Source organism: Microbacterium sorbitolivorans (assembly GCF_003327285.1).
Lineage (GTDB): Bacteria > Actinomycetota > Actinomycetes > Actinomycetales > Microbacteriaceae > Microbacterium > Microbacterium sorbitolivorans.
The window spans coordinates 23,576-42,900 of record NZ_KZ848473.1; the positions used below are offsets into that span (position 1 = coordinate 23,576).

Annotated in this window: 20 protein-coding genes and 2 tRNA genes; 3 read left to right on the plus strand and 19 right to left on the minus strand. The window is 70.9% G+C overall.

Going from position 1 to position 19,325, the window contains the following annotated elements; translation table 11 throughout:
- Nucleotides 1–48 precede the first annotated feature (48 nt).
- Together DTO57_RS00120 and DTO57_RS00125 are read left to right on the plus strand one after the other, a co-directional pair.
- Nucleotides 49–119 (plus strand) — tRNA-Pro (locus tag DTO57_RS00120).
- Nucleotides 120–139: 20 nt separating this feature from the next.
- Nucleotides 140–213 (plus strand) — tRNA-Pro (locus DTO57_RS00125).
- Between the two features lie 206 nt (nt 214–419).
- On the opposite strand, the gene DTO57_RS00130 is transcribed toward DTO57_RS00125, so the two are convergent.
- From DTO57_RS00130 to DTO57_RS00160, 7 genes are all read right to left on the minus strand, one after another.
- Nucleotides 420–1,571, minus strand: coding sequence for a tyrosine-type recombinase/integrase (locus DTO57_RS00130; protein WP_229730363.1), 1,152 nt, complete (start codon nt 1,569–1,571; stop codon nt 420–422).
- Nucleotides 1,572–1,632: 61 nt separating this feature from the next.
- A complete protein-coding gene (locus DTO57_RS00135; RefSeq protein ID WP_308420488.1) occupies nt 1,633–1,824 on the minus strand; it encodes a helix-turn-helix transcriptional regulator in 192 nt (63 codons plus the stop codon).
- 17 nt (nt 1,825–1,841) lie between these two features.
- The gene (locus tag DTO57_RS00140) at nt 1,842–2,429 is read right to left on the minus strand and encodes a hypothetical protein (RefSeq protein ID WP_114116228.1); all 588 of its coding nucleotides are present in this window, start codon (nt 2,427–2,429) and stop codon (nt 1,842–1,844) included.
- Between the two features lie 89 nt (nt 2,430–2,518).
- The gene (locus DTO57_RS00145; protein WP_114116229.1) at nt 2,519–4,297 is read right to left on the minus strand and encodes a TraM recognition domain-containing protein; all 1,779 of its coding nucleotides are present in this window, start codon (nt 4,295–4,297) and stop codon (nt 2,519–2,521) included.
- Nucleotides 4,294–4,776, minus strand: a complete 483-nt coding sequence (locus DTO57_RS00150; RefSeq protein ID WP_308420487.1) for a hypothetical protein — start codon at nt 4,774–4,776, stop codon at nt 4,294–4,296. The genes DTO57_RS00145 and DTO57_RS00150 overlap by 4 nt, the downstream gene beginning before the upstream one ends.
- A 69-nt stretch (nt 4,777–4,845) precedes the next feature.
- Nucleotides 4,846–6,348 (minus strand): ATP-binding protein, encoded by a 1,503-nt coding sequence (locus DTO57_RS00155; protein WP_114116231.1) that lies wholly within the window; start codon nt 6,346–6,348, stop codon nt 4,846–4,848.
- On the minus strand, nt 6,342–7,133 hold the full coding sequence (locus tag DTO57_RS00160; RefSeq protein WP_114117222.1) for a hypothetical protein: 792 nt from the start codon (nt 7,131–7,133) through the stop codon (nt 6,342–6,344). The genes DTO57_RS00155 and DTO57_RS00160 overlap by 7 nt, the downstream gene beginning before the upstream one ends.
- 78 nt (nt 7,134–7,211) lie before the next feature.
- On the opposite strand from DTO57_RS00160, the gene DTO57_RS00165 reads away from it, so the two are divergent.
- Entirely contained in the window at nt 7,212–8,072 is an 861-nt protein-coding gene (locus DTO57_RS00165) for a DUF4062 domain-containing protein (protein ID WP_114116232.1), read from the plus strand.
- A gap of 10 nt (nt 8,073–8,082) precedes the next feature.
- Here DTO57_RS00165 and DTO57_RS00170 read toward each other — a convergent pair whose 3' ends face one another.
- The 12 genes from DTO57_RS00170 to DTO57_RS00225 all read right to left on the minus strand — a co-directional run bounded on the left by DTO57_RS00170 (nt 8,083) and on the right by DTO57_RS00225 (nt 19,183).
- A complete protein-coding gene (locus DTO57_RS00170) occupies nt 8,083–9,552 on the minus strand; it encodes an SCO6880 family protein (RefSeq protein ID WP_114116233.1) in 1,470 nt (489 codons plus the stop codon).
- Nucleotides 9,553–9,558: 6 nt separating this feature from the next.
- A complete protein-coding gene (locus tag DTO57_RS00175; RefSeq protein WP_114116234.1) occupies nt 9,559–10,938 on the minus strand; it encodes a TrbL/VirB6 family protein in 1,380 nt (459 codons plus the stop codon).
- A gap of 30 nt (nt 10,939–10,968) precedes the next feature.
- Nucleotides 10,969–11,238, minus strand: a complete 270-nt coding sequence (locus tag DTO57_RS00180; RefSeq protein WP_007926521.1) for a DUF6112 family protein — start codon at nt 11,236–11,238, stop codon at nt 10,969–10,971.
- An 88-nt stretch (nt 11,239–11,326) separates the two neighbouring features.
- Nucleotides 11,327–11,593 carry a DUF6112 family protein gene (locus DTO57_RS00185; RefSeq protein ID WP_114116235.1) on the minus strand — a complete coding sequence of 89 codons (267 nt, stop codon included), beginning with the start codon at nt 11,591–11,593 and terminating at the stop codon, nt 11,327–11,329.
- Nucleotides 11,593–13,197, minus strand: coding sequence for a M23 family metallopeptidase (locus DTO57_RS00190; RefSeq protein WP_187346593.1), 1,605 nt, complete (start codon nt 13,195–13,197; stop codon nt 11,593–11,595). Before DTO57_RS00190 ends, DTO57_RS00185 begins: the two co-directional genes overlap by 1 nt.
- Nucleotides 13,198–13,263: 66 nt before the next feature.
- The gene (locus tag DTO57_RS00195; RefSeq protein ID WP_114116237.1) at nt 13,264–13,953 is read right to left on the minus strand and encodes a hypothetical protein; all 690 of its coding nucleotides are present in this window, start codon (nt 13,951–13,953) and stop codon (nt 13,264–13,266) included.
- Nucleotides 13,954–13,999: 46 nt separating this feature from the next.
- Complete coding sequence (locus DTO57_RS00200; protein ID WP_114116238.1) at nt 14,000–15,010, minus strand: ParB N-terminal domain-containing protein; 1,011 nt, start codon at nt 15,008–15,010, stop codon at nt 14,000–14,002.
- Nucleotides 15,007–15,930 (minus strand): hypothetical protein, encoded by a 924-nt coding sequence (locus tag DTO57_RS00205; protein WP_114116239.1) that lies wholly within the window; start codon nt 15,928–15,930, stop codon nt 15,007–15,009. The genes DTO57_RS00200 and DTO57_RS00205 overlap by 4 nt, the downstream gene beginning before the upstream one ends.
- 94 nt (nt 15,931–16,024) lie before the next feature.
- Nucleotides 16,025–16,435: a hypothetical protein gene (locus DTO57_RS00210; protein ID WP_114116240.1), complete on the minus strand. Its 411-nt coding sequence runs from the start codon at nt 16,433–16,435 to the stop codon at nt 16,025–16,027.
- Entirely contained in the window at nt 16,432–17,130 is a 699-nt protein-coding gene (locus DTO57_RS00215; protein WP_114117223.1) for a helix-turn-helix domain-containing protein, read from the minus strand. The genes DTO57_RS00210 and DTO57_RS00215 overlap by 4 nt, the downstream gene beginning before the upstream one ends.
- A 26-nt stretch (nt 17,131–17,156) precedes the next feature.
- Nucleotides 17,157–18,062: a bifunctional DNA primase/polymerase gene (locus DTO57_RS00220; RefSeq protein WP_229730361.1), complete on the minus strand. Its 906-nt coding sequence runs from the start codon at nt 18,060–18,062 to the stop codon at nt 17,157–17,159.
- Nucleotides 18,063–18,088: 26 nt separating this feature from the next.
- Nucleotides 18,089–19,183: an ImmA/IrrE family metallo-endopeptidase gene (locus DTO57_RS00225; RefSeq protein ID WP_114116242.1), complete on the minus strand. Its 1,095-nt coding sequence runs from the start codon at nt 19,181–19,183 to the stop codon at nt 18,089–18,091.
- Nucleotides 19,184–19,325 lie beyond the last annotated feature (142 nt).

Here is a 19,325-nt window from a genome sequence, read left to right on the forward strand (position 1 = left end):
GCAGGTAGACTTATGGAGTTGTCCCCGTACGGGGTGCAAATGAAATTTCGGGCTGTGGCGCAGCTTGGTAGCGCACTTGACTGGGGGTCAAGGGGTTTACCCCGCTCTGGTCGGCCCGAACAACTGAAAATCCATGCCACGGGCTGTGGCGCAGCTTGGTAGCGCACCTGACTGGGGGTCAGGGGGTCGCAGGTTCAAATCCTGTCAGCCCGACGTAAAAGCCCAGGTGAGAGCAGGTTTCTCACCTGGGCTTCATCATGTCCAGGGATCGGTTTCCGTGGTCCCCCTCTGGTCCCCCTGGAGTGGTGCCGGACGGTCGCCTGTGGACAGCCGGACCGCCTCGGCCCGCTCCCCTGTGGATAAGGGGACCAAAAGGGGACCAGAACGCCTGCGCGGCCACTCGCACCGGCGCGGGCGCATTACAGGCGCCTGGCTGAGGGGCCGCTGCGCCGAGCTTGCTTGCGCTGTCCGGCGGCGGAAAGGAAGGCGTTGGCCTGCTCGGCTGCCGAGGCGAGGTGCCGGTCGTCGGGGTGGAGGTAGCCGCGGGTGGTTTCCATCGAGGCGTGCCCGAGGATGTCTTGGAGGACGTGTAGCGGGATGCCGGCGTCGGCCATCCAGGTCGCCCCGGTGTGGCGCAGGCCATGCCGGGTGAGGTCGGGTAGTCCGAGCTTCGCGACGATGCTGTCCCAGTCGGTGGCGTCGCGGACGGTCGCGGTGGTGAGGTAGCCGCCCTTCGGGCCGACCAGCAACGAGTCTTCGGACCGCTTGCCTTCGGTGAGGCGTTCCAGCACCGGCCGGAGCGGTTCGAGGATCGGCACCCGGCGCTCTTTGCGGCTCTTGGTCGGCTTGGTCACCAGGCCGCCCTTGCCGGGGAACACCTGCCGGCGGATCACCACGAGGTTCTTGTCGAAGTCGACATCCCCGACCTGCAACCCAGACACCTCTGAGGACCGGGCCGCGAGCAGCGCGGCGAGCATCACGAAGTCGCTGTAGGACTGATGCACCTTCCCGCATGCGCGCGCGAGGCGGTTGAGGGTCTTCATGTCCGGGATCGCGTGCGCCCGCGGGGAGGCGTGTTCGGCGGACTGGCCGCGGAAGGCGTTGCGGTTCAGGCTCCGCTTGGCACGGTTCTTCGCGGGGTTGATCTGGATCAGCCCGTCCCGGACCGCTTCATCGAGCACGCGGACCAGCGGCGCGATGGAGTTCTTGATGGTCGACGCTCCGTGGCGTTGCTCCCACTCATCAATGGTGCGGTCGATGATCCCCGCGGTGATCTGGGTGACCGGCAGATGCCCGAGCGCGGGCAGCACCCGCAGCTTCAGCCCGTACCCGTAGGTCTCACCGGTGGAGGTCGGGTCCAGGCCACGCGCCCACCGGTCGCCGATGGAGGTGACGAACTCCAGCAGCGTCATGAACACGTCCATGCCCTTGGTCGAGGAGCTGCGGAGCTGGTCGAAGAACGCGTGCGCGGCCGCCTCATCCCGCACGATCTCCGATCGGATCACCCGGCGCTTGGTGGTCGGGTCCGTCCACCGGGCGCGGGCGCGGATGCCGTAGGAGCGGCGCTCCATGTCCGTGGAGACCTTCACACCGATCGGCGGGACCGGCTTGGGCTCGGCGGTCGGCTGCGGCTCAGCTCTCCGCGGCATGGTCGTGTTCGAGCTCGCTCAGCCAGCGGTCCACGGCGTCGAGCCGGTACCGGGCGATCCCGCCGAGGCGCAGGAACGGCGGCCCCGTGCCCGCCGACCGCCACCGCGACAGGGTGGACTCCGAGACCTTCAAGTACGCCGCGACCTCGCGGCTGTGCATCAGGGGTGACACCACGAGTGGTCCGTCGTCGCTCATGACAGTTCTCCGGTGTCGGGGTCGAGGGTGCGGTAGAACGCTTCCTCGGCGTCGCGGCGAGCCTGGACGTCGGCCATGACGAACTCCACAAACTCGGCGTCGCGGTCGATGATCGGCAGGTCCTCGATCGGGTCGGCGGGTTCCTCACCGGGCCAGACGGTCTGCCGGGTGGGCCGGTCGTGGTCGAGCTTCGTGCCGGACGCAGCGACCCATTCGCGCAGCCGCTGGCGGGCGTCGGCGAAGTCGCGGTGCCATCCCAGCGGTGCGCTGCCGTTCTGCTCGGGGTCGTAGGCGCACAGCCAGTGCAGGTGCAGCGCGGACAGCTCCCATAGTAGCTCCGGGTGGGCGTACCAGGCGGGCGGGATCACCGCGGCGGGCAGACCGTAGGTGTGCCGCAGCCAGTCCACCCACCGGTTCAGCTCCAGCCACTCGACCTCGGCGTCGTCGGCGTTGAGCAGGTTCCAGTTGATCGGGTGCGGGGGCTCAGCGATCAGTGGGTCCTCGAAGCCCTCGTCGCCGCCGTCCAGCTCCGGGCCGGGCAGGTCGCCCGTGGTGGCGTCATCGTCGCGGGGATCGTCGGCCATGGTGTGCTCCTGTCTGCTCTCGCGGTCCCCGGTCATGCCGGGGCCTTGCTGTGGCAGGCAGGTGGGCGCGGAGACGCCTGGGCGTGTGCTCAGGTGTCAGAGCGGCGCAGCAGGGCCTCTGTCTGCGCACGGTCCGCGGTGAGCTGGGTGGCGTCGGGGCGCTGGGGCCACGGGTGCAGGTCGGTGACGATCGGGGGCGCGGAGCGCAGCAGCACGATCCCGGTGCCGAACGGGAGCCGGCGGATGCGGTCGGGCGGGAAGATTGGCACCCGCCGGACGGAGCGCTGGTTGGAGCGGGTGCCGTGGTCACCCAGCGTCACGGAGTCGGTGTACTCGTCGCGTTCCCCGACCAGCGCGCTCAGGTCTTGCAGATCGCGGCTGTTGGACGCGCCGCCGAGGATGACCTTCACGATCGACGCGTCCCAGATCGCGCCGGCCTGATGCTCGTTCCACTTGTCCCTGGCCTGCGCGAGGGACTGGAGCACTGGCATAGTGGTGATGCCCGAGCCGCCGCCTTCGGCCATGAGCGTCGGCAGCGACGGCAGGGGTGAGAGGTTGGCTATCTCGTCCAGCGCGAGCAGCATCGGCGGATCGAGCCGCGCGCCGGCCGATCGTGCGGCGAGGCGGCGGGCGGTCTCGATGAGGTCTTCCACGAGCGCCGCGACGAGCGCGGCGCTGGCCCCCGCGCCGGACCCGGTGGCCAGGAGGAACAGGGTGCCCTTGTGCTGGATGAAGTGCTCGGGGTCGAATCCTTCACCTGGGCCGGGTGAGACGGCATCGAGCACTCGGGGGTCGGCGAGCGATCCGAGGGCGAGGGACACGCCTTGCCAGATGGAGTCGCGGGTGCGGGGGTCGGAGTCGATCATCGCTTCCAGAGACTCGGCCCATCCGGTCGCCGCCTGGCTCGAGCCGGTCAGGATCGCCACCGCGTCGGCAGCGGCGGTCGGGTCGAGGGTCCAGCGGAACAGCTCGGCCGGTGGGCGGTGGTCGATCGCGGCGGCGTGCAGGAGCGCTTGCAGCGCGGCGCGGGTCTTGCCTTCCCAGAACCCGCCGCCGTCGACGCCGCCGGATGAGAGGCCGGTTCCGGCGGCGAGCCCGGTGGCGCGGATCATCGCGGTCTGCGGGGACTCACAGCCACGGATCGGTGACCACCGCATCCCCGCGGGCAAGCCTTCGGCGAGGTGCTGGGGGTCGAAGATCGCGACCGGCCCGACCCGGCTGCGGGCGCGCAGGGTCGCGGTCAGGTTGTCCGGGCGGGTCGAGGTCACCACGACGGCACCGGGGGCGTCGAGGATCGCGGGGATCACCAGGTGCAGGCCCTTGCCGGAGCGGGGCGGCCCGATGACCATGATCGAGTCCTCCACCGACGCCCACACGCCGGTGCCCTTGGAGGCGCCGAGCCGGTAGCCGACATCTTGCGGGCGTGGATCATCCAAGCCCGGGCGGAGGTTCCCGGCGCGGCGCAGCAGCGCCTTCTCGGACGCGGCGGCAGCGACCTCATGCCGGGTGGCGATGCCCGCCATCCGGCGCGGGTCTTGCTCGACTCGGTGCGTGTGACGGCGCAGCCGCGACCAGACCCACACGCCGCCGGTGATGAGCACGGCGAGCAGGAGGCCCGTGACGAGCCAGTAGACGACCGGGCTCATGCCGGGCGCGTCCAGGGCGCCAGCGGGATCGCTCGGATCGAACAGCACACCGATCCCGGACGCGGGACCACCGGCGGGCTGGCTCGTGCCGGTGAAGAATGCCGCGACGGAGCCGGCGCCGCGGAGCACCAAGGCGACGCCGAACAGGCCGACCAGCCCGATCATCGCCGCGTTGGTCAGCTCATCACCGAACGAGCCGGTCTGCCGGCCCTGACTGTTCATGGCAGCCGCCGGATGATCGTGGTGCCGGAGATGCGGCCGAACAGCAGCACCTCCACGACGCCGCCCGCAGCGTCCGGCCCGAGCCGGTCCGGGTCGACCAGGGCGCGGGCCGTGCCGGTGCCGGACACGTCGGTGTGCCCGGTGACGACGGCGACCGCCACGTCCTCTCCGGGAACGAACCCGTCACCTTCGACGGCGTGGAACGCAGGCCGCGGTGTCGGTTCCTCAGGCTCAGGCGTCGGGTGGGGTGCTCGGCGACGTCGGGTCGCGATGATGTCGGTGAAAGTCGTCCCGTCTGCCTCGCGGACCTCGACCCGCGCCGGAGTCGTCCGGTCATCCGTGGCGCGGTCGATGATCTGCCCGAACGAGGCTCGCCGCCACGGCGGCGCGAACGGGTCGGGGTCCAGCCGTATCCCGTCGACGGTGACGGCCACGGTGCCGTCCTTGCGCACGTCGAGCACGACGAGCGGAATGGACACGGGGACGGATTCGGGCTCGGCTCTCCTCATAACGGCGAGGTGGGCCAGCAGCGGACTGCCGCCGCTTGTTCAGGATTCGTGACCCTGCGCAGAGCCGGTCATGCGGGCGGTGGTGTCGAACGCGGCCAGTTCGGCGGGATGAAGCTGGTGCTGGACGACGAAGCTGCGGTCCTTGATCCGCCAGAGCCCTTGCCCGGTGCCCAGTCCCGGCAGGAGGCGTTGCTCGGTGCCGGTGAGCCCGAGCGTGGTGGCGGTGGGGCCGAGCTGGTCGGTCTCTTGCCGGTAGACGATCCGGGTCTCCGCGTTCGCCAGCAGCGAGTTCGCCAGAGCACGGTTCGCTGAGCCGAGGTCACCGACGTTCTCCAGGTCGGTGAGCTTGTGGAACACGAGCAGGTTCGCCAGGCCGTAGTGGCGGGCGAGCCGCCAGTGCGCGTCCATCCGGCGCAGCAGCGCCGGGTGCGACATCAGCCGCCATGCCTCGTCGTAGATGACCCAGCGTCGGCCGCCGTTCGGATCGAGGAGGGCGGCTTCCATCCACGCCGACGAACAGGTCATCAGCACCGAGATCAAGGTGGAGTTCTCGGTGACGCGGGACAGGTCCAGGCTGACCATCGGCAGCGTCGGGTCGAACCTCACCGTCGACGGGCCGTCGAACAGCCCGGCCAGGTCACCGGCGACGAGCCGCCGCAGCGCGTGCCCGACTTGACGGCCATCCTCAGCAAGTCGGCCGTCTGGATCGTCGGCCGGGTCTGGGCGCAGCAGTCGGTCGACCACCATCGGCAGGATCGGCACGTCAGCGTCGCGCACCGCGCCGGCCAGGGCGGTGTCGATCGCGGTGTGTTCCAGCGGAGCGAGCGGCCTAGCCAGGACGGTCTCGGTGAGCGCGCCGAGCAGGTCGCGGCGCCGCGCAGCCAGCGTGGTCGCCCACTCCTGATCGGAGAGGCCACCGGGACGGTAGCCCTCATCGAGCGGGTTGAGCCTGTTGCCCATCCCGTGTCCCAGGATGATCGCTTTCCCGCCGACCGCTTCGGCGACGCCGGTGTGTTCTCCTTTGGGGTCGCCGGGAACGTAGACGCGGTAGCCGAACGGCAGGCTGCGGGTGTAGAGGCTCTTGGCGAGCGAGGACTTTCCGGAGCCGACGATCCCGGCGAGGACCAGGTTCGGGGCGGTGATGATGCCCCGCCGGTACAGCACCCACGGGTCGTAGACGAACGAGGACCCGGAGTAGAGGTCCTGGCCAATGAACATGCCCTGCGGCCCGAGACCTGCTTCGGCCAGGAACGGGTAGTGGCCGGCGAGGACGGCGCTGGTGTCCTGGTGCCGAGGCAGCCGGAACCTCCCCGGCGTGCGGAGCGCGGCTGGTCCGGGTTCGCCGGCCGAGGGCAGGTAGACCGTGGCACGCCGTTCGGCGCGCTTCGCCTCCAGCTTCGCGCGGGCGGTGGCCTTCTCCGCCTGCCGTTGCTCGGCGACGAGCCGGGCGGCTGCTTGTCGCCGCTGCTTTCGCAGCCGCCGTCGTTCGGAGGCCGGTGCGACGAGGACGGCGGTGTGCAGCTTCTCGTCCCGGTTCACCACGAGAGCCCTCGGGTCTGCTTGACGGCGGCGACGCCGGGATGCTCGAACCAGCTGCCGTCCCGGACTCCGCTGTGCCGTCTTGCGGTGTCGCGTCCGGCTGGGCGGTCCGGAGGTGGGACGGGGGTGTCGTCGGTTGGGTCGATCGCATGGTCGGCGGGGATCAGGTGCCGCCGGTAGAGGGCGACGTGCCCGGCCTGCGGGTTGTAGGACATCGCGTAGTCGCCGGTCTCGGCCTGCCGGTCCCCGGCATAGACAGGGGCGTGGTCGTGAACATCGCCGTTCTCCAAGGCGGCGTCGGTGGTCTCGTCGCCGTAGTCCCAGCCGGACAGATGCTCGATCCCCGCCTCGACGCCGTCACGGTCGATGAGGTCGAGAACCCGGTCGGCGTCCTCGCCTTGCAGGAACACGACCCCCACCCAACGATCAACGAGTTGCGTCGGTGGGTTCCAGACGATCCGGCCGGAATGACTCATCGCGGCGTTGAGCCGGTCGTGGGCCTGGTCGATGAGCGTGCCGGCCTGGTGCAGCTCGTCGGCCGCCGACACCGCCTCGACCGCACCGCCGGCCGGGTCGCGTGCTTCGTCGGTCACCTGATGCTGCTGGTTCAGGTGGGCGGTGGCGAGCTGGTCCAGGACTTGCCGGAGCGAGCGCGCCCCTGCCAGCAGGCCACCGATCACCGCGTACGTGTCGGCCGGGTGGTCGAAGCTGCGGGTGGCGTGCGCGAGCCCACGCAACGCCTCGGACGCCTCGGCGGCATCGCGAGCGGGATCGGTGAACGTGGGCATCGCGGTCTCCATCACTTGGTTGCCCGCCAGGTGCGCTTCGCCGGACCGCTGTCCGTCCCTCTCCGTAGGCTTGTAGCCATGCCCTATGTCGCCACTGTGTTGCGCGTGATGATCGCCTCGCCCTCTGATGTGCCGGAGGCTCGCGATGCTGTAGAGAAGGCGGTACACGGCTGGAACGACGCGAACGCGAGGAACAAGGGCGTGATCCTCCAACCGTGGCGTTGGGAAACCTCAGCGGTGCCGGTCATGGGCGCTCACCCGCAGAAGCTGATCAATGCACAAGGCGTCGATGATTCGGACATCGTGTTCGCGCTGTTCGGCGGACGACTCGGCTCACCGACACCTGACGCGATCTCGGGAACCGCCGAGGAAGTAGACCGAGCGCTGGAGCTAGGCAAACCTGTTCATCTCTACTTCTCGACCGCTGCTCTCCCGAACGACATCGATACCGCGCAGCTCGATGCCTTGCGGGCCTTCAAGAAGGACATGCAGGACCGCGGACTCCTCGGCGAGTTCAACAATCCCGAACAGCTCAATCACGAGGTCTGGAAAGCGATCGAGCACGACATCGTGGCCCTGAAACTCGACGCGACACCCGCCGTGCAGTCACAGCCAAGCGGAGTGGACTTCCTGGTTCAGCCCCATCAAGAGCGCGAAGTCTCGGGAGTGAACTCGAAGGGTGCACCGCGCTACACGACGAAGCACTGGCTCGACATCACAAACACTGGCGATCGCGACGCGGAAGGCGTTCTGTTCGAGAGCGTTGGCGAGGACAGTGCCATGTTCATCGCTGGCCCGGAAGGATCCACCACGATCCACCGTGGCCAGACCCGGCGCCTGCCGGTGATGTTCACCTTCGGAGGGTCGGGTGACCCGGTTCTTCGCATCCAATGGGTCGAAGATGATGACGCCAAGCACCGAGACTTCCACGTTGGGTAGTCACCTGTAGCTACACCGTGCGGCACAGCGGGAGCGCCGCCGCGGTGAACGCTGCGGCTTGCTGGCCGATGAGCCGGCGGGTCTCGCAGGAGGCTTGGATCGCGGACTGCTCGATCGCGGCGACTGCGGCTTCCAGGTCATCGAGGGTGGGCGCGGTGATGCTGATGAGGCCGGAGACGCGGAGCACGCCGTGTCCGGCGGTGAGGTCGGCTTCCTGTTGGAGCACGTCGTGGTACTCGGCGGTTTGGGCGGCGTTCTCGATCTGTCCCATCCGTGCGCGCTGGGCGGCATCAGAGAGGTGTTCGACCTTCTTCTTGCGGATGTCGCGGGCGGCCTGGTCCGATCGCATCGGGGTGTAGAGCAGTGAGACGGAGCGTTGGATGCCGGTGGACAGCAGTACGGGGGCGAGGAAGCCCGGGTAGACCATGCTCCGGGGCCATTCGGCGACCCACAGGACGGTGTGCCAGGCCGAGTCGGTGCGCAGGCTGCCCCAGGTCTCGGTGACCGCGACCGGGCCGGCGGTGGCGAGGTCTTGCCCGAGCTTCCCGTGCCGCTCCAGCGTGGCGGCGACGGCCGGGTCGTAGGCCGAGCGCAGGATCACCGCGACCTGGCCGGGGCCGAGCCACCCGACCGGGGTCAGGTCGGCCGACCGCAGCGCGGCGGTCAGGGTCGCCATCTCTTGGCGCAGGACCGCGGCGGCGCCGCGGATGCCGCCGCCGGCGGTCCTGATCTGCCGGGCTGCGGTCTTCATGTCCAGTGAGAGGCTGATCGTGGTGGCGTGCCGTTCCCCGGCGGGACCGGCTCGTTCGATCAGCTCGGTGTAGGTGGTCGCGGCCCAGGAGTCGTCGGCGGTGCCGTGCTCGGCCCACCATTCGGCCAGTCCGGTCCCGGAGTCCGGCAGCGTCCGCTCCAAGACTTGCAGGGTCGCGATCCGCCCGGATCGGCAGACTGTGGCGAGCACCCGCCCCCAGGAGGTGACCCGGCGTTCCTGCTCGCCGGGGTCGAGCAGCACGAACGCGGGATGGGTGACTTCGCAGACCACGGTGAGGGTGGACTGGCGGGGGTCGTGGATCATGCATGCCCCGGTCTCGGGGTCCAGATGCTCGCGCAGCCGGGCCATGTCGCCGGGCATGGCGAGGTTCCCGACCGGGCGCGGGGTGACGATCCGCCGGCGGTACAGCAGTTGCCCGCCGGTGGAGCGCCACAGCCACCAGCAGGCGACGGGCAGCCATTCGACCATCGGCCGCCCGGCGACGGGCACCCAGGTCAGCACCGCGGCGAGCAGCCAGATCGGGGCGGTGTAGGCCAGCAGCATCCCGGCTCCGCCGTAGAACGCCGTCAGTACGGCCAGCCCGCCGATGCCGAGGGTGATGAGCTGTGAGACTGAGAGCCCCAGCAGCACGCCCCGGCGGGTGAGGCGGGAGAACTTCACCGGCGTCAGTTCACTGCCCGGAACCTTCTGATCTGTCGTGGTGGGCATGGCCGATCACTCCTTTCCGGTCTGCGGCGGCTGGGACGGTGCCGGGGTTCGCGGCTGGGGCGCAGACGGCGGGGGCGGTGTCTTCGACGGCGCGGTCTGGCCGCTACCCGCTTGGCCGTCGGCGCCGCTGGCGGCGGTCTCGGCCTGTCCGGCGACTGCTTTGCCGGCCTTCGGGCCGGCTTCGGCCGCGCCCTTGACGACCTGCGCTCCGACGACCACTGCCGCTGCCGGACCCGCCGCCGCAGCACTGGCCCCCGCTCCTGCCGCCGCACCGGACCCTGCGCTGGCTCCGGCGCCTGCGGTGCCAGCGCTGCCGGTGCCGCTGGCTGCGGCCGGTGCCGGGGTGCGCGGCGGCGGGGTGCCGCCTGGTCCGCCGCCAGCCCCCTTCCCGCCTCCCGGGTCGCCGCCCTGGGGGTCATCGAGAACCTTCTTCGGCTCGCCGCCGCCGGGGGTCTTGGAGGGCAGCGGGAGGGGACGGTTCAGGGCGTTCTTGGCTTCCTGCTCGGTGCCCATCTGCTGGTAGAGGTCGAAGCCGATGAACGACACGAACCGGTAGACCATGTACGGGGCGAAGGCCGCGATTCCCATCAGCACGATCCCGGTGATCGGCTCGGTGACCGCGGTGATGTCCGCCTCGATGGGGGTGGCGATCTGGGTGATCGCCAGCAGGAAGATCACCACGAGCACGAGCTTGGACACGATCAGCGCGATCACGAACGCGGCCCACTTGCCGATCCACCCCTTGGTGGCATCCCACGAGGCGCCGGCGAACGCGATCGGCGCGAGCACGACCCCGACCAGCAGCAGCGCCTTGCGGATCAGCAGTGAGAACCAGACGATGAAGACCGCGGCGATCATCAGCCCGGCCAGGAAGATCGTGACGATCGCGCCGACGCCGGGAGCGGCGATGTTGATGCCGGTCAGGCCGGCGGCGAGCAGGATGATCTTGTCGCCCATCGTCTCGGTGGTCTCCCCGGACGCCTGGATGATGCCGATGCAGAGCTGGTCCACGATCTCCAGCGCGAGCGCGGTCAGCGTGACCACAACGAACGCGCCGAGCACCGATTTCGCCGCGCCGAGCGCGGCCCGGGACAGGGCGGTCGGATCACGCTTGATGAGCCCGGTGATGAGTTGCAGGCAGAAGAAGATCAGCACCAGGAACACGCCGATGCCGAAGATCAGGTTGTAGACGCTGGTGAACCCATCGGTCTGGACATCGACCAGGGTGGTCGTGTCGAACACCGCCCACATCGCCTCGATCAGCCAGCCGGCCGCGCCGCCCATCGCCTGGGCGAGCCAGTCGAACGGGGCCGCCACGACCGTCGCAGCAGCTTCCCCGGCCACATCGCACACCGACGAGATGACCGGCACATCGCAGACACCCATCGTGAACCTCCTGTCGTGTCCGGGCCGGCCTCAGACGGCCTGACCGACGTCCCAGAAGAAGTTCACGAGCGTCACCGCCGCACCGCAGATCACCGCGGCACCGCAGGAGATCAGCACGCCGAGCTTCCCCCGCCCGGACAGGTGCGGATTGGAGCTGTTGGCGCCGTAGGCCCACACGATCGCGGACACGATCAGCGCCAAGACGGACAGGATGAGGCCGACCGTCATCACCGCGCCGACGATGGCGCGGAGCTGTTCGATGCCGGGCAGGCCGGAGCTGTTGGGGTCGATGTCGATCACGGCGGTTACTCCCTCGCTGAGCGGATGGCTGGTTCAGCGGCGAGGTGAGCCAGTCACACCCTGAGCGCGTGCTGCCGTCGCGCGGGGGTCAGAGCTGGCGGCCGAGGACGATCAGCCAGTTCACCCACGCCACCCCGGCACCGGCGAGCACGGCGGCACCGACCCCGACAAGCACCCCGACCCGGCCTTTGGAGGCCAGCGAGTGGTTGCCGTGCGAAGCGCCCAGCGCCCAGCAGATCGCCGAGACGACGATCATCAGCACCGCGACGACGAGCACGATCGTGAGCAGCGCACCGATCACCTGTTCCAGGTCACCGATCCCGGCCAGGCCGTCGAAGTCGGGGAACACGTCCATCACGCACCGGCCTTGACGGTGACGTGGAGGTGGTCGAAGTGTCCGCCGGTCACGTCACCGGGGTCGTGGCTTCCGCCGCCGTCGTAGTCGCGCCAGCCTTCGCCATCGCGGGCGATCGACCAGATGCGGCCCTGCCAGATTAGGTACTCCACGCCCAGGGTCTCGGCGTGGTCCTTCATCCAGTTCGTCACCCGCCAGCCGTCCTCGAGTTGCGTGGGGGTGGGATAGGTCCCGATCCGGTTGCCGAAGGTGATGTCGCAGGCGCGTCCCAGCGGGTGCTCGGAGGTGGTGCCGGGCCGGGGCGAGTAGCAGGCCCAGCCGGTGTCGGGGAACCCGGCGCGGGCTTGGGCCACGAGGTGTGCCACCCGGGCGGTGATCTGCCCGTCGCTGGTGGGGTCGTCCACGAGCCGGTCGGGGTCGCCGTCGACCGGGGCGGGTTCGCCCGCGGTGCCGCCGGGGGTGTCACAGCTGGTCGGGGCGCCGACTGCGGCTTCGGGCAGGTCGGCGGCGTTGTGCGCGTTGAGCCAGGCGGCGGCGTCGACGGCCTCGCCGTGGGTGCCGCCGGGGCGGACCTCGAAGTGTAGATGCGGTCCGGTGGAGTTGCCGTAGCTGCCGACATCGCCGATGTGCTGCCCGGCGACGACCCGGTCACCGGCTGAGGCGTGGAGGCCGGATTCCCACATGTGGGCGTAGGCGGTCGCCACCGTCTGGCCGTCGATCTGATGCTCGATGACGATCAGCCCGCCGTAGCCGCCGGAGAACTCCGCGACGGTCACGGTGCCGTCCGCGGCGGCGAGGATCGGGGTGCCGTCGGGGGCGGCGAGGTCGGTGCCGGTGTGGAACGACGACTCTCCGGTGATCGGGTGGACTCGTGGCCCGAACTCGCTGGTGAGCACCCAGGTTCCCTCCGGCAGCGGGAACACTACCCGCGCGGACTGTGCCACCGGAGCCGCCGCGACCACGGACCCCGCCGGACCGGCCGAGCCGGATGCGCCGGTTCCGTCGCTGGCGGCGCCAGTGAGGGCATCGAGGATCGCGTCGGCGACTGGCTGGTAGTTGCGGTAGCGGTCCGGGTAGGCGCTGACTTCGACGGCTTGGGCGGCTTCGCCGGGGTCCATGTGCTGCCAGCCCGGGATGTCCAGCAGCCCCCGCGGGCTCGGGTAGTTCGGGCCGTCCGGGCCGCCGAAGAACGCCCGCGCCTGGTAGGTCGGGTCCATCAGCTCCGCGACGGTGCCCCACCCGGATTGCGGTCGCATCTGGAACAGACCGAGCGAGTCGTGATCCGAGCCGTTGCCGTCGTTGGGGTAGTTCCCGCTGTCGGGGTAGGCGCCGGTGTTCGCCAACTGCCGCAGCGTGCTCTCGGTCAGCGCGGCCATCAGCGCGATCGTGATGCCGGGTCGGCCGACGCCCTCGATCCCGCCGCCGATCGTGATGATCGTGGCCGCGTGCGTGAGTTGCTGCCGGTTCAGCGTGAACGTCTCACCGTTGGCGGTCGTGACCGTCAGCGACTCCGGGACGGCCCCGACGGTGACGGACCCGCCGGGGGTCGCGCAGTTCGCGGCGGCGGGATTCATCAGCACGCCGATGCCGACCAGCCCCAGCATGGGGCCGAGCAGCAGCAGCGCGAGGACGGCGGCGGTGAGCTTCGTCAACACGGTAGGACCCGGCGGCTATCGGAGTGGGTTGTCGAGCTGGGACAGGCGCAGTACATGACACAGGCCGGTGCGCAACTGCGGTGTCGGCGGCGGGCAGGCCAGGAACACCGTGAACGACACCGACTGCTCAGCCGTGACCGGTTCGCCGTTCCAGACGCCCGCGCGGTGGCGGGTGCCCTCGATCGTGACCGCGGTGGCACCAGGAGGGAGCTGCCCGGGCTGGGCTTGCTCGACCGCCTGATCCCATGCCTCCGGTACGAACGAGCGGTCGATGACCAGGCGCTGGGTGGTGGCGTACTGGCGCAGCTCGATCCACGCCTCCCGGGAGGGCAGGTAGGCGGCGATGTCCGAGGCGAGTCCGGCCTGCTCGGCGCCGGAGGGGTCGCCGACCTCCAAGATTCCCGCGGAGTAGTCCAGCGGCATCAGCCCCGAGCCGGTGTCCCACCCGAACAGCGCCTCCGCGACGTTGCGGGCGAACTGATCCGGGTCGTGAGAGGGCAACACTAGCGGCGGCCCTGGCGCCTCCGGGCCGGTCTCGCCGGGCACGGTGACGGTCGGTGCCGGTGCGGGTGCGTCGTCACGGGGTGGTCGTGGGCCGGTGATGAGCCCGTAGACGCCGATACCGACCAGGAGCAGCAGCACGATCCCGGCGGCGATCACGGCGATCAGCCGGCCACGGGACCAGGACGCGAGATTCGTCTTCATACCCGCCAGGTGCGCCCACCCACGACACGCCGGGACCCGGGGTAGTTCAGAGGGCGCGTAGCAGCGGCTGGTCGGGCTGGGTCGCGGTGCGGGCGGTGCGGAGCCGGTCAGCGAAGGCCATCGTGCCTTCGACGGCGGCGAAGAACGCCTCGATCTGCTCGTCGGTCAGGTCGGTCGCCAGCTCGTCCACGTCGTAGTGCGTCCACCACGCGTCCAGCTCGCCCCAGGTCAGCACGAACGCGCGTACCGAGAACCGCGTCGGCCCCTCGTCCCCGTCAGCGGGTCGCGCCCCGGATGCGGCCCGTTTCGGAGCCTTTCCGCGCCGGGTGGTGTGGACGCGGGCGAGCGCTTCGTCGGCCAGCTCGTGCAGCCGCCGGTCCCGCTCGGCACCGGTGTCGGCGTGTGCGTCCCGGAGACGCTGGAAGATCGGATTGACCGGCGCGCCGGCCTCGATCCGCGCCAGCCCGTCACGGGCCTGGCCGCGCAGCTCCTCAGAGACGGCGGGGTCGCCGGTCAGGCGTTGCAGGAACCCGATCTGCTCCAGCCGCGTGTAGGACGACGAGCCGGTCACCATCCGTGCTGCCTGCGCGCGGGCATCACCGAGCGGGCCGGGTGCTGGTGGTCCCGCCGAATCGGCGGGACCATGCTTCCCGGGCTCGTGGCCGTCCTGGAACTGGGTGGCCGCCTTCCTGCGGGCGGCGTCCTCGGCGATGAGTTCCTTGATCTCCCGGTACAGCCCGGCGGCCTCGATCGGGGTGAGGGACTTGTGGAGCTGGTTGTCGTCCTGTTCAGCGAGCAGATGCCCGAGCCGGTCCGAGATGCCCGAACGCACCCACACGCTGACGCGGCGGTGCCCGAGCTGCTTGATCGCCGCGAGCCGCCGCGCCCCGCACACCAGCGTCCCGTCCGGGGTGATCGTCGGCGGCTGCAACAGGCCGTCCCGCTCGATCGACGCCGCCAGAGCGTCGAGGTCGCCCAGGTCGGTGCGGTGCCGGCGCCCGACGGTGATGGAGTCCACCGTCCGCTCCAGCTCGATCCGCCCGTCCGGGGTGTTCATCGGGCGCCTCGCGACGTGTCGGTGCCGCGCGTGTTCGTGCCGGGTGCCGCCAGCGACAGGGTGAGCACGAGGTCGTCGTCGCGCAGCAGCACCGGCAGCGTCTCACCGATCAGCAGCCGCAGCAGGATGCCCCGTCCGGCGCCGGTCGCCGCGAGCTCCGCCGCGGGGCTGCCCAGCAGCGCACGCAGCAGCACCGCCCAGGTCCGGCCCGGCATGTCGAGCAACGCGCGGGCGTGCTTGTCGCGCCGCAGCGTCTCGTAGGCGGTGTGCCGGTTCCCGACCCGGGTCAGCGCCCCGCAGACATGCTCCACCGCCGCCCGCGCGGTCCCCGCCGGCCAGCCCAGCAGCACCAGCAGGGTGATCGCATCCGCGACCGCCGCGGTCGCCGAGGTCGGTTCCGACCCGTCCCGCCCCGCGTCGTCATCGTGTTCCTCGCCGTGCCCGGTGGTGTCATGCGGATCGGTGATCTGGAAGGCGGGGTGGTAGTCGTCCAGTGGGTTCTCCCGGTCGGAGAGCCGTTCGGGGTCGTGGAACACCGAGTAGCGGGGCCGACGCGCCTGGTGGGTCGAGCACAGCAGCCCTTGGCCGCGTTCCTCGGCGATGCAGGTGATCCGCACCGCGTGGGTGACCACCGCCCACGGGTCATCCGCGGTGCGGGCGGCCTTGCTGCGCATCACGTCGAACGCCGCCGACGCGGCCTCCCACGGGTCGAGCCGGTGCTTGTGCGCCAGGGCCGCGTACTTCTCGGCCGCGAACGCCATCAGCTCGCCCGCCACCGGGTCCTGCTCCCACGCTCCACGCCCCGCGGCGTGGAGCCGGTGCAGCAGTGCGCGCAGCCCTTCGCTGCTGCGGTAGTCCTCCGCCCGCTCGCCGCTGCTCGTCGCGTTGGTCGTGCCGGTGGTTGTGGTGTCGTCAGTCATGGTCGGGGCACCTCCTGGCGGGCAGGTGCGCCCGCAGGTCCCTGCGGGTCTGACCTCCGCCAGCCAGGCGTCCACCACTGACCACCGCTCCCGGCTACCGCATCCCGACCCCGGACCGCGCCTGGGCATGGTCCGTGCCGCCGCGACGCCCGAACGCCGACAACGGCGGCAGATGCCGGGCCCGTTCGCCCGCCCACTGCGCGCCCTTCTCGATCGGAGCGCGCAGCCGGCGGCTCCCCGCGGCGGCGAGGTCGATGCCGCCGCGCGACAGCGCCCCGCCGGCACGGGCGAACAGATCGGTCGGGCGCACCCAGTCCACGCCCCGGCCCCGTACCTGCGCCAGCTTCTCCTTCGCGGCCCGGCGGGACGCGGCGTCCCTGATCGCGTCCGGCGTTCCCGTCGCCTCCGCATCCTCGGCCGGCGCGGTCTGTGTCTGCGGGGCGTCGTCCGGCACGCGATGCCGGCGGTACTGCTCGACCGGGTTCGTCTGGTCCTGGTCGTTCATGACGTGACTCCTTCCCTTACGGGCTCGGACCCGGGCGGGCCGGCCTCATCGCTGTGGTGCGCGTCGGGACGCTCGGGGCGGGGCAGCCACCGGCCGACCGTCGAGGGATGCACTCCCAGGTGCCGGGCGATGGCCTTGTTCGACCACTCCCGCTCCCGTAGCTGCGCCGCCTGCGCCCGACGATCCGAACCCGCGTCTTCACCCGCCTCGACGGGGCCGGGCGTGGCAGGCGGGGGTGCGGCCGGTGCGGGCTCGATGCCTGGCACGGTGGCCGTGGCGGGCGGCACCTCGCCCGCTGTCTCTGGCGGGTCGGCGGGACGGGCGCCGGCTCGGGTCAGGACGACGGTCAGATGGGTGATCGCCAGCAGCACCACGGGCGGCACCGCGGCGACGGCGGCCGCGAGCGGGCCGGGCACGTCGGCGTCCGCGGCGACGACCGCGTGCAGGGAGTTCGCCGTCACCGAGACCGCCGCGCCGCCGATCAGCAGCGTCCACGGATACCAGGCCGCCTTCTCACCGGCGAGCGCCACCACGGCGACTGTGGACACCACGATCACGCCATCGACGATCAGTGGCCACGCCCACGCCTGCCCCGCACCGATCCCGGAGCGGCGGGCCAAGTCCGCCAACGCGGTGAACGACAGCCAGAACGCCCCGGCCGCGATGAACACCGTCCCGGCAACGGATGTGACCACCGCCCAGCGCTGCCCCCGCACCCTGTTCACCCCAGGCCCCTCACCGCGCTCGCCCGTGACCCGGGATCACGTCGAGCGAGCCCGCCCGCTGGCGGGCTCGCCGAGGCGGAGCGTTCTCGGCGGGCGGCTCCCGCGTTGACGCTGCGGTAGGCGCTGTAGACGGTGCGGGTGATCTCCCGCTCGGCGAAGTCGGGCTGCTCGGCACGCACCAGCGCATCTAGAGCCTCGGAGACCGGCACGTTCCCCTCAGCCAGGCGGCACGCGGCCCAGAACAGCTTGTAGTTCCGATCGCCCTTGACCTGCCGGGACAGCCACGCCGCCAGCCGGTCCGCGTCTTCCCGTCCCGACGCCTGCCCACCTTGCCGCAATGGGCGGCGTGGCGGTGGCGGATCGAGGAAGTCGCGTAGCCGCACCGCATCCACCGGGGCGACCACACCGGTGGCCACTTGCTCGACCCGGTACGAGACCGAAGTACCGTCCAGTCGCAGCGTCGAGGGCGGGGCGATGACGTAGCCGCCGTCCCCGCGGCAATCCACGCCGGCCTTGCCGACCACCCACGACCGCTGCACCCGCCCCGAGACAGCCGGGAAGTAGGCATGCTGACCCCCGGTGGGCGTGGTCACCGTCGCCAATGGCGCCGGGATCAGACCCGCCCGAGCCGCCCGCGCATACGCCGCGTACCCATCGACACCGTGCACGTCCACATCGATCACAACCAGACCTGAGACGGCGCCGGTCGGGATGCCGATGTTCGCCTCCGGCTGCCACCGCCACCACCCCTGCACGCGCCGCGCGTCGGTCGTCGCGCGCCGGAAACCGGACGAGACGAGGGGCGTCTTCTCACCCGGCACGCACGGGAACACCGGCACCCCGGCCCGTGCCAACTCGCGCGCCGCGACCGACAACGGCAGACCGTCGAGCCGGTCGAACACGGCGGCGAGGGTTCCGGGGGCGACCATCACAGCACCGGCCCCGGCGCCGCCTGCACCCTCCGCGGCTCACGCTCGGGCAGCGGCTCCACCCGCGGCGCCCGCTCCGGTGCCCGTTCTGGTCCAGAGTGTGCGGGTCCGGAGCGTTCGGGGGTGTCGATGCGCAGCGAGGTCGGGTTGCCGTTGCCGAGCTGGATCGTATCGAGCTGGCCCAGAACCTCGGTCGCGGTGCGCCGGACCTTCTCGCCGGTGTCGCGGATGACCTGAACCGGGTCCTTGCCGTCCACGTTCGCCGCCCACCCCGCCACATAGGGGACCGTGTAGTCGCTGGTGTCCATGCCATGCGCGGCAGCGATCATCAACGCCACCGACTCGGCCTCGACCTCACCGGTCCCGCGATGCCGGCGGGCCTCCTGCTGGTTCGGCCCGTGCATCCGGACGTGACCCAGCTCGTGCGCGAGGGTCTTCACCTGCGCGGCCGGGTCCATGTCCGTGCGCACGAGCACTTGCCGGGTGTCGTAGTCGGTCATGCCGTTCGCGCCGCGGATCGCGTCGGCGTCTGGCATCCGCAGCACTTCATACCCCAGCGACTCGACCTGCGCGGCCAGCCCCTCCCACAGACCGGCGGGTGCCTCGCCTTCCAGCAGCTTCGGGCTTGGCAGCTCCGGCAGTTCGGCACCGTGAGTCCGGGACACATCCCACACATGAGCGGGAACGACGCTGACGATCCGGCGCTGCACCACCTCGCCCGGGCGCGGTTTCTCGCCTTTGGTCAGGCGTCGCCACGAGGCGGGGTCCTTCGGCATCGCTGTCGCGAACCTCACCCGGACCGGCGCGCGAATCTCATAGCCGCCGCCGGCCTCGGCCCAGCGGCCCATCTTCTTCCAGTCCTGGAACCCGGCCACCCACGTCGGCGTCGGGGCCGACACCCGGCCCTGCTCGTAGGCGTCCAGGTGCTGCGCCCAGATCAGCAGCGTGTTGTTGAACGACCTCGACCGGAACCGTGCGGCGAACTCCATCGCCCGACGCCAGTCCTCACCCGACACCAGTTCCTCGACCGAGCGCACGATGCGTTCTTCGAGCGCGTCGAGCTTCGCTTCCCGTGTCTCGTTCCTCATCGCCATCGCGGGACCTCCCTCCGCCAGGGCCGCCCCGGGAGGGAGCAGCCGTGCGACCACGAGGTACGCCGGGCGGATCAGGAAGACGAGACGGACGACGGAAACGAGACTGGCGACCGTCAGGCTCCGCGACGAACCCGACTGGTCT

Excerpts from the sequence above, each read along its gene's own strand:
- DTO57_RS00205 (WP_114116239.1), bottom strand. The coding sequence starts at position 15,930 with ATGACTGACGACACCACAACCACCGGCACGACCAACGCGACGAGCAGC.
- DTO57_RS00170 (WP_114116233.1), bottom strand. The coding sequence starts at position 9,552 with ATGCCCACCACGACAGATCAGAAGGTTCCGGGCAGTGAACTGACGCCG.
- DTO57_RS00190 (WP_187346593.1), bottom strand. The coding sequence starts at position 13,197 with ATGCTGGGGCTGGTCGGCATCGGCGTGCTGATGAATCCCGCCGCCGCG.
- DTO57_RS00185 (WP_114116235.1), bottom strand. The coding sequence starts at position 11,593 with ATGGACGTGTTCCCCGACTTCGACGGCCTGGCCGGGATCGGTGACCTG.
- DTO57_RS00160 (WP_114117222.1), bottom strand. The coding sequence starts at position 7,133 with ATGCCCACGTTCACCGATCCCGCTCGCGATGCCGCCGAGGCGTCCGAG.
- DTO57_RS00130 (WP_229730363.1), bottom strand. The coding sequence starts at position 1,571 with ATGGAGCGCCGCTCCTACGGCATCCGCGCCCGCGCCCGGTGGACGGAC.
- DTO57_RS00210 (WP_114116240.1), bottom strand. The coding sequence starts at position 16,435 with ATGAACGACCAGGACCAGACGAACCCGGTCGAGCAGTACCGCCGGCAT.
- DTO57_RS00200 (WP_114116238.1), bottom strand. The coding sequence starts at position 15,010 with ATGAACACCCCGGACGGGCGGATCGAGCTGGAGCGGACGGTGGACTCC.
- DTO57_RS00225 (WP_114116242.1), bottom strand. The coding sequence starts at position 19,183 with ATGGCGATGAGGAACGAGACACGGGAAGCGAAGCTCGACGCGCTCGAA.
- DTO57_RS00165 (WP_114116232.1), top strand. The coding sequence starts at position 7,212 with ATGCCCTATGTCGCCACTGTGTTGCGCGTGATGATCGCCTCGCCCTCT.
- DTO57_RS00140 (WP_114116228.1), bottom strand. The coding sequence starts at position 2,429 with ATGGCCGACGATCCCCGCGACGATGACGCCACCACGGGCGACCTGCCC.
- DTO57_RS00145 (WP_114116229.1), bottom strand. The coding sequence starts at position 4,297 with ATGAACAGTCAGGGCCGGCAGACCGGCTCGTTCGGTGATGAGCTGACC.
- DTO57_RS00175 (WP_114116234.1), bottom strand. The coding sequence starts at position 10,938 with ATGGGTGTCTGCGATGTGCCGGTCATCTCGTCGGTGTGCGATGTGGCC.
- DTO57_RS00195 (WP_114116237.1), bottom strand. The coding sequence starts at position 13,953 with ATGAAGACGAATCTCGCGTCCTGGTCCCGTGGCCGGCTGATCGCCGTG.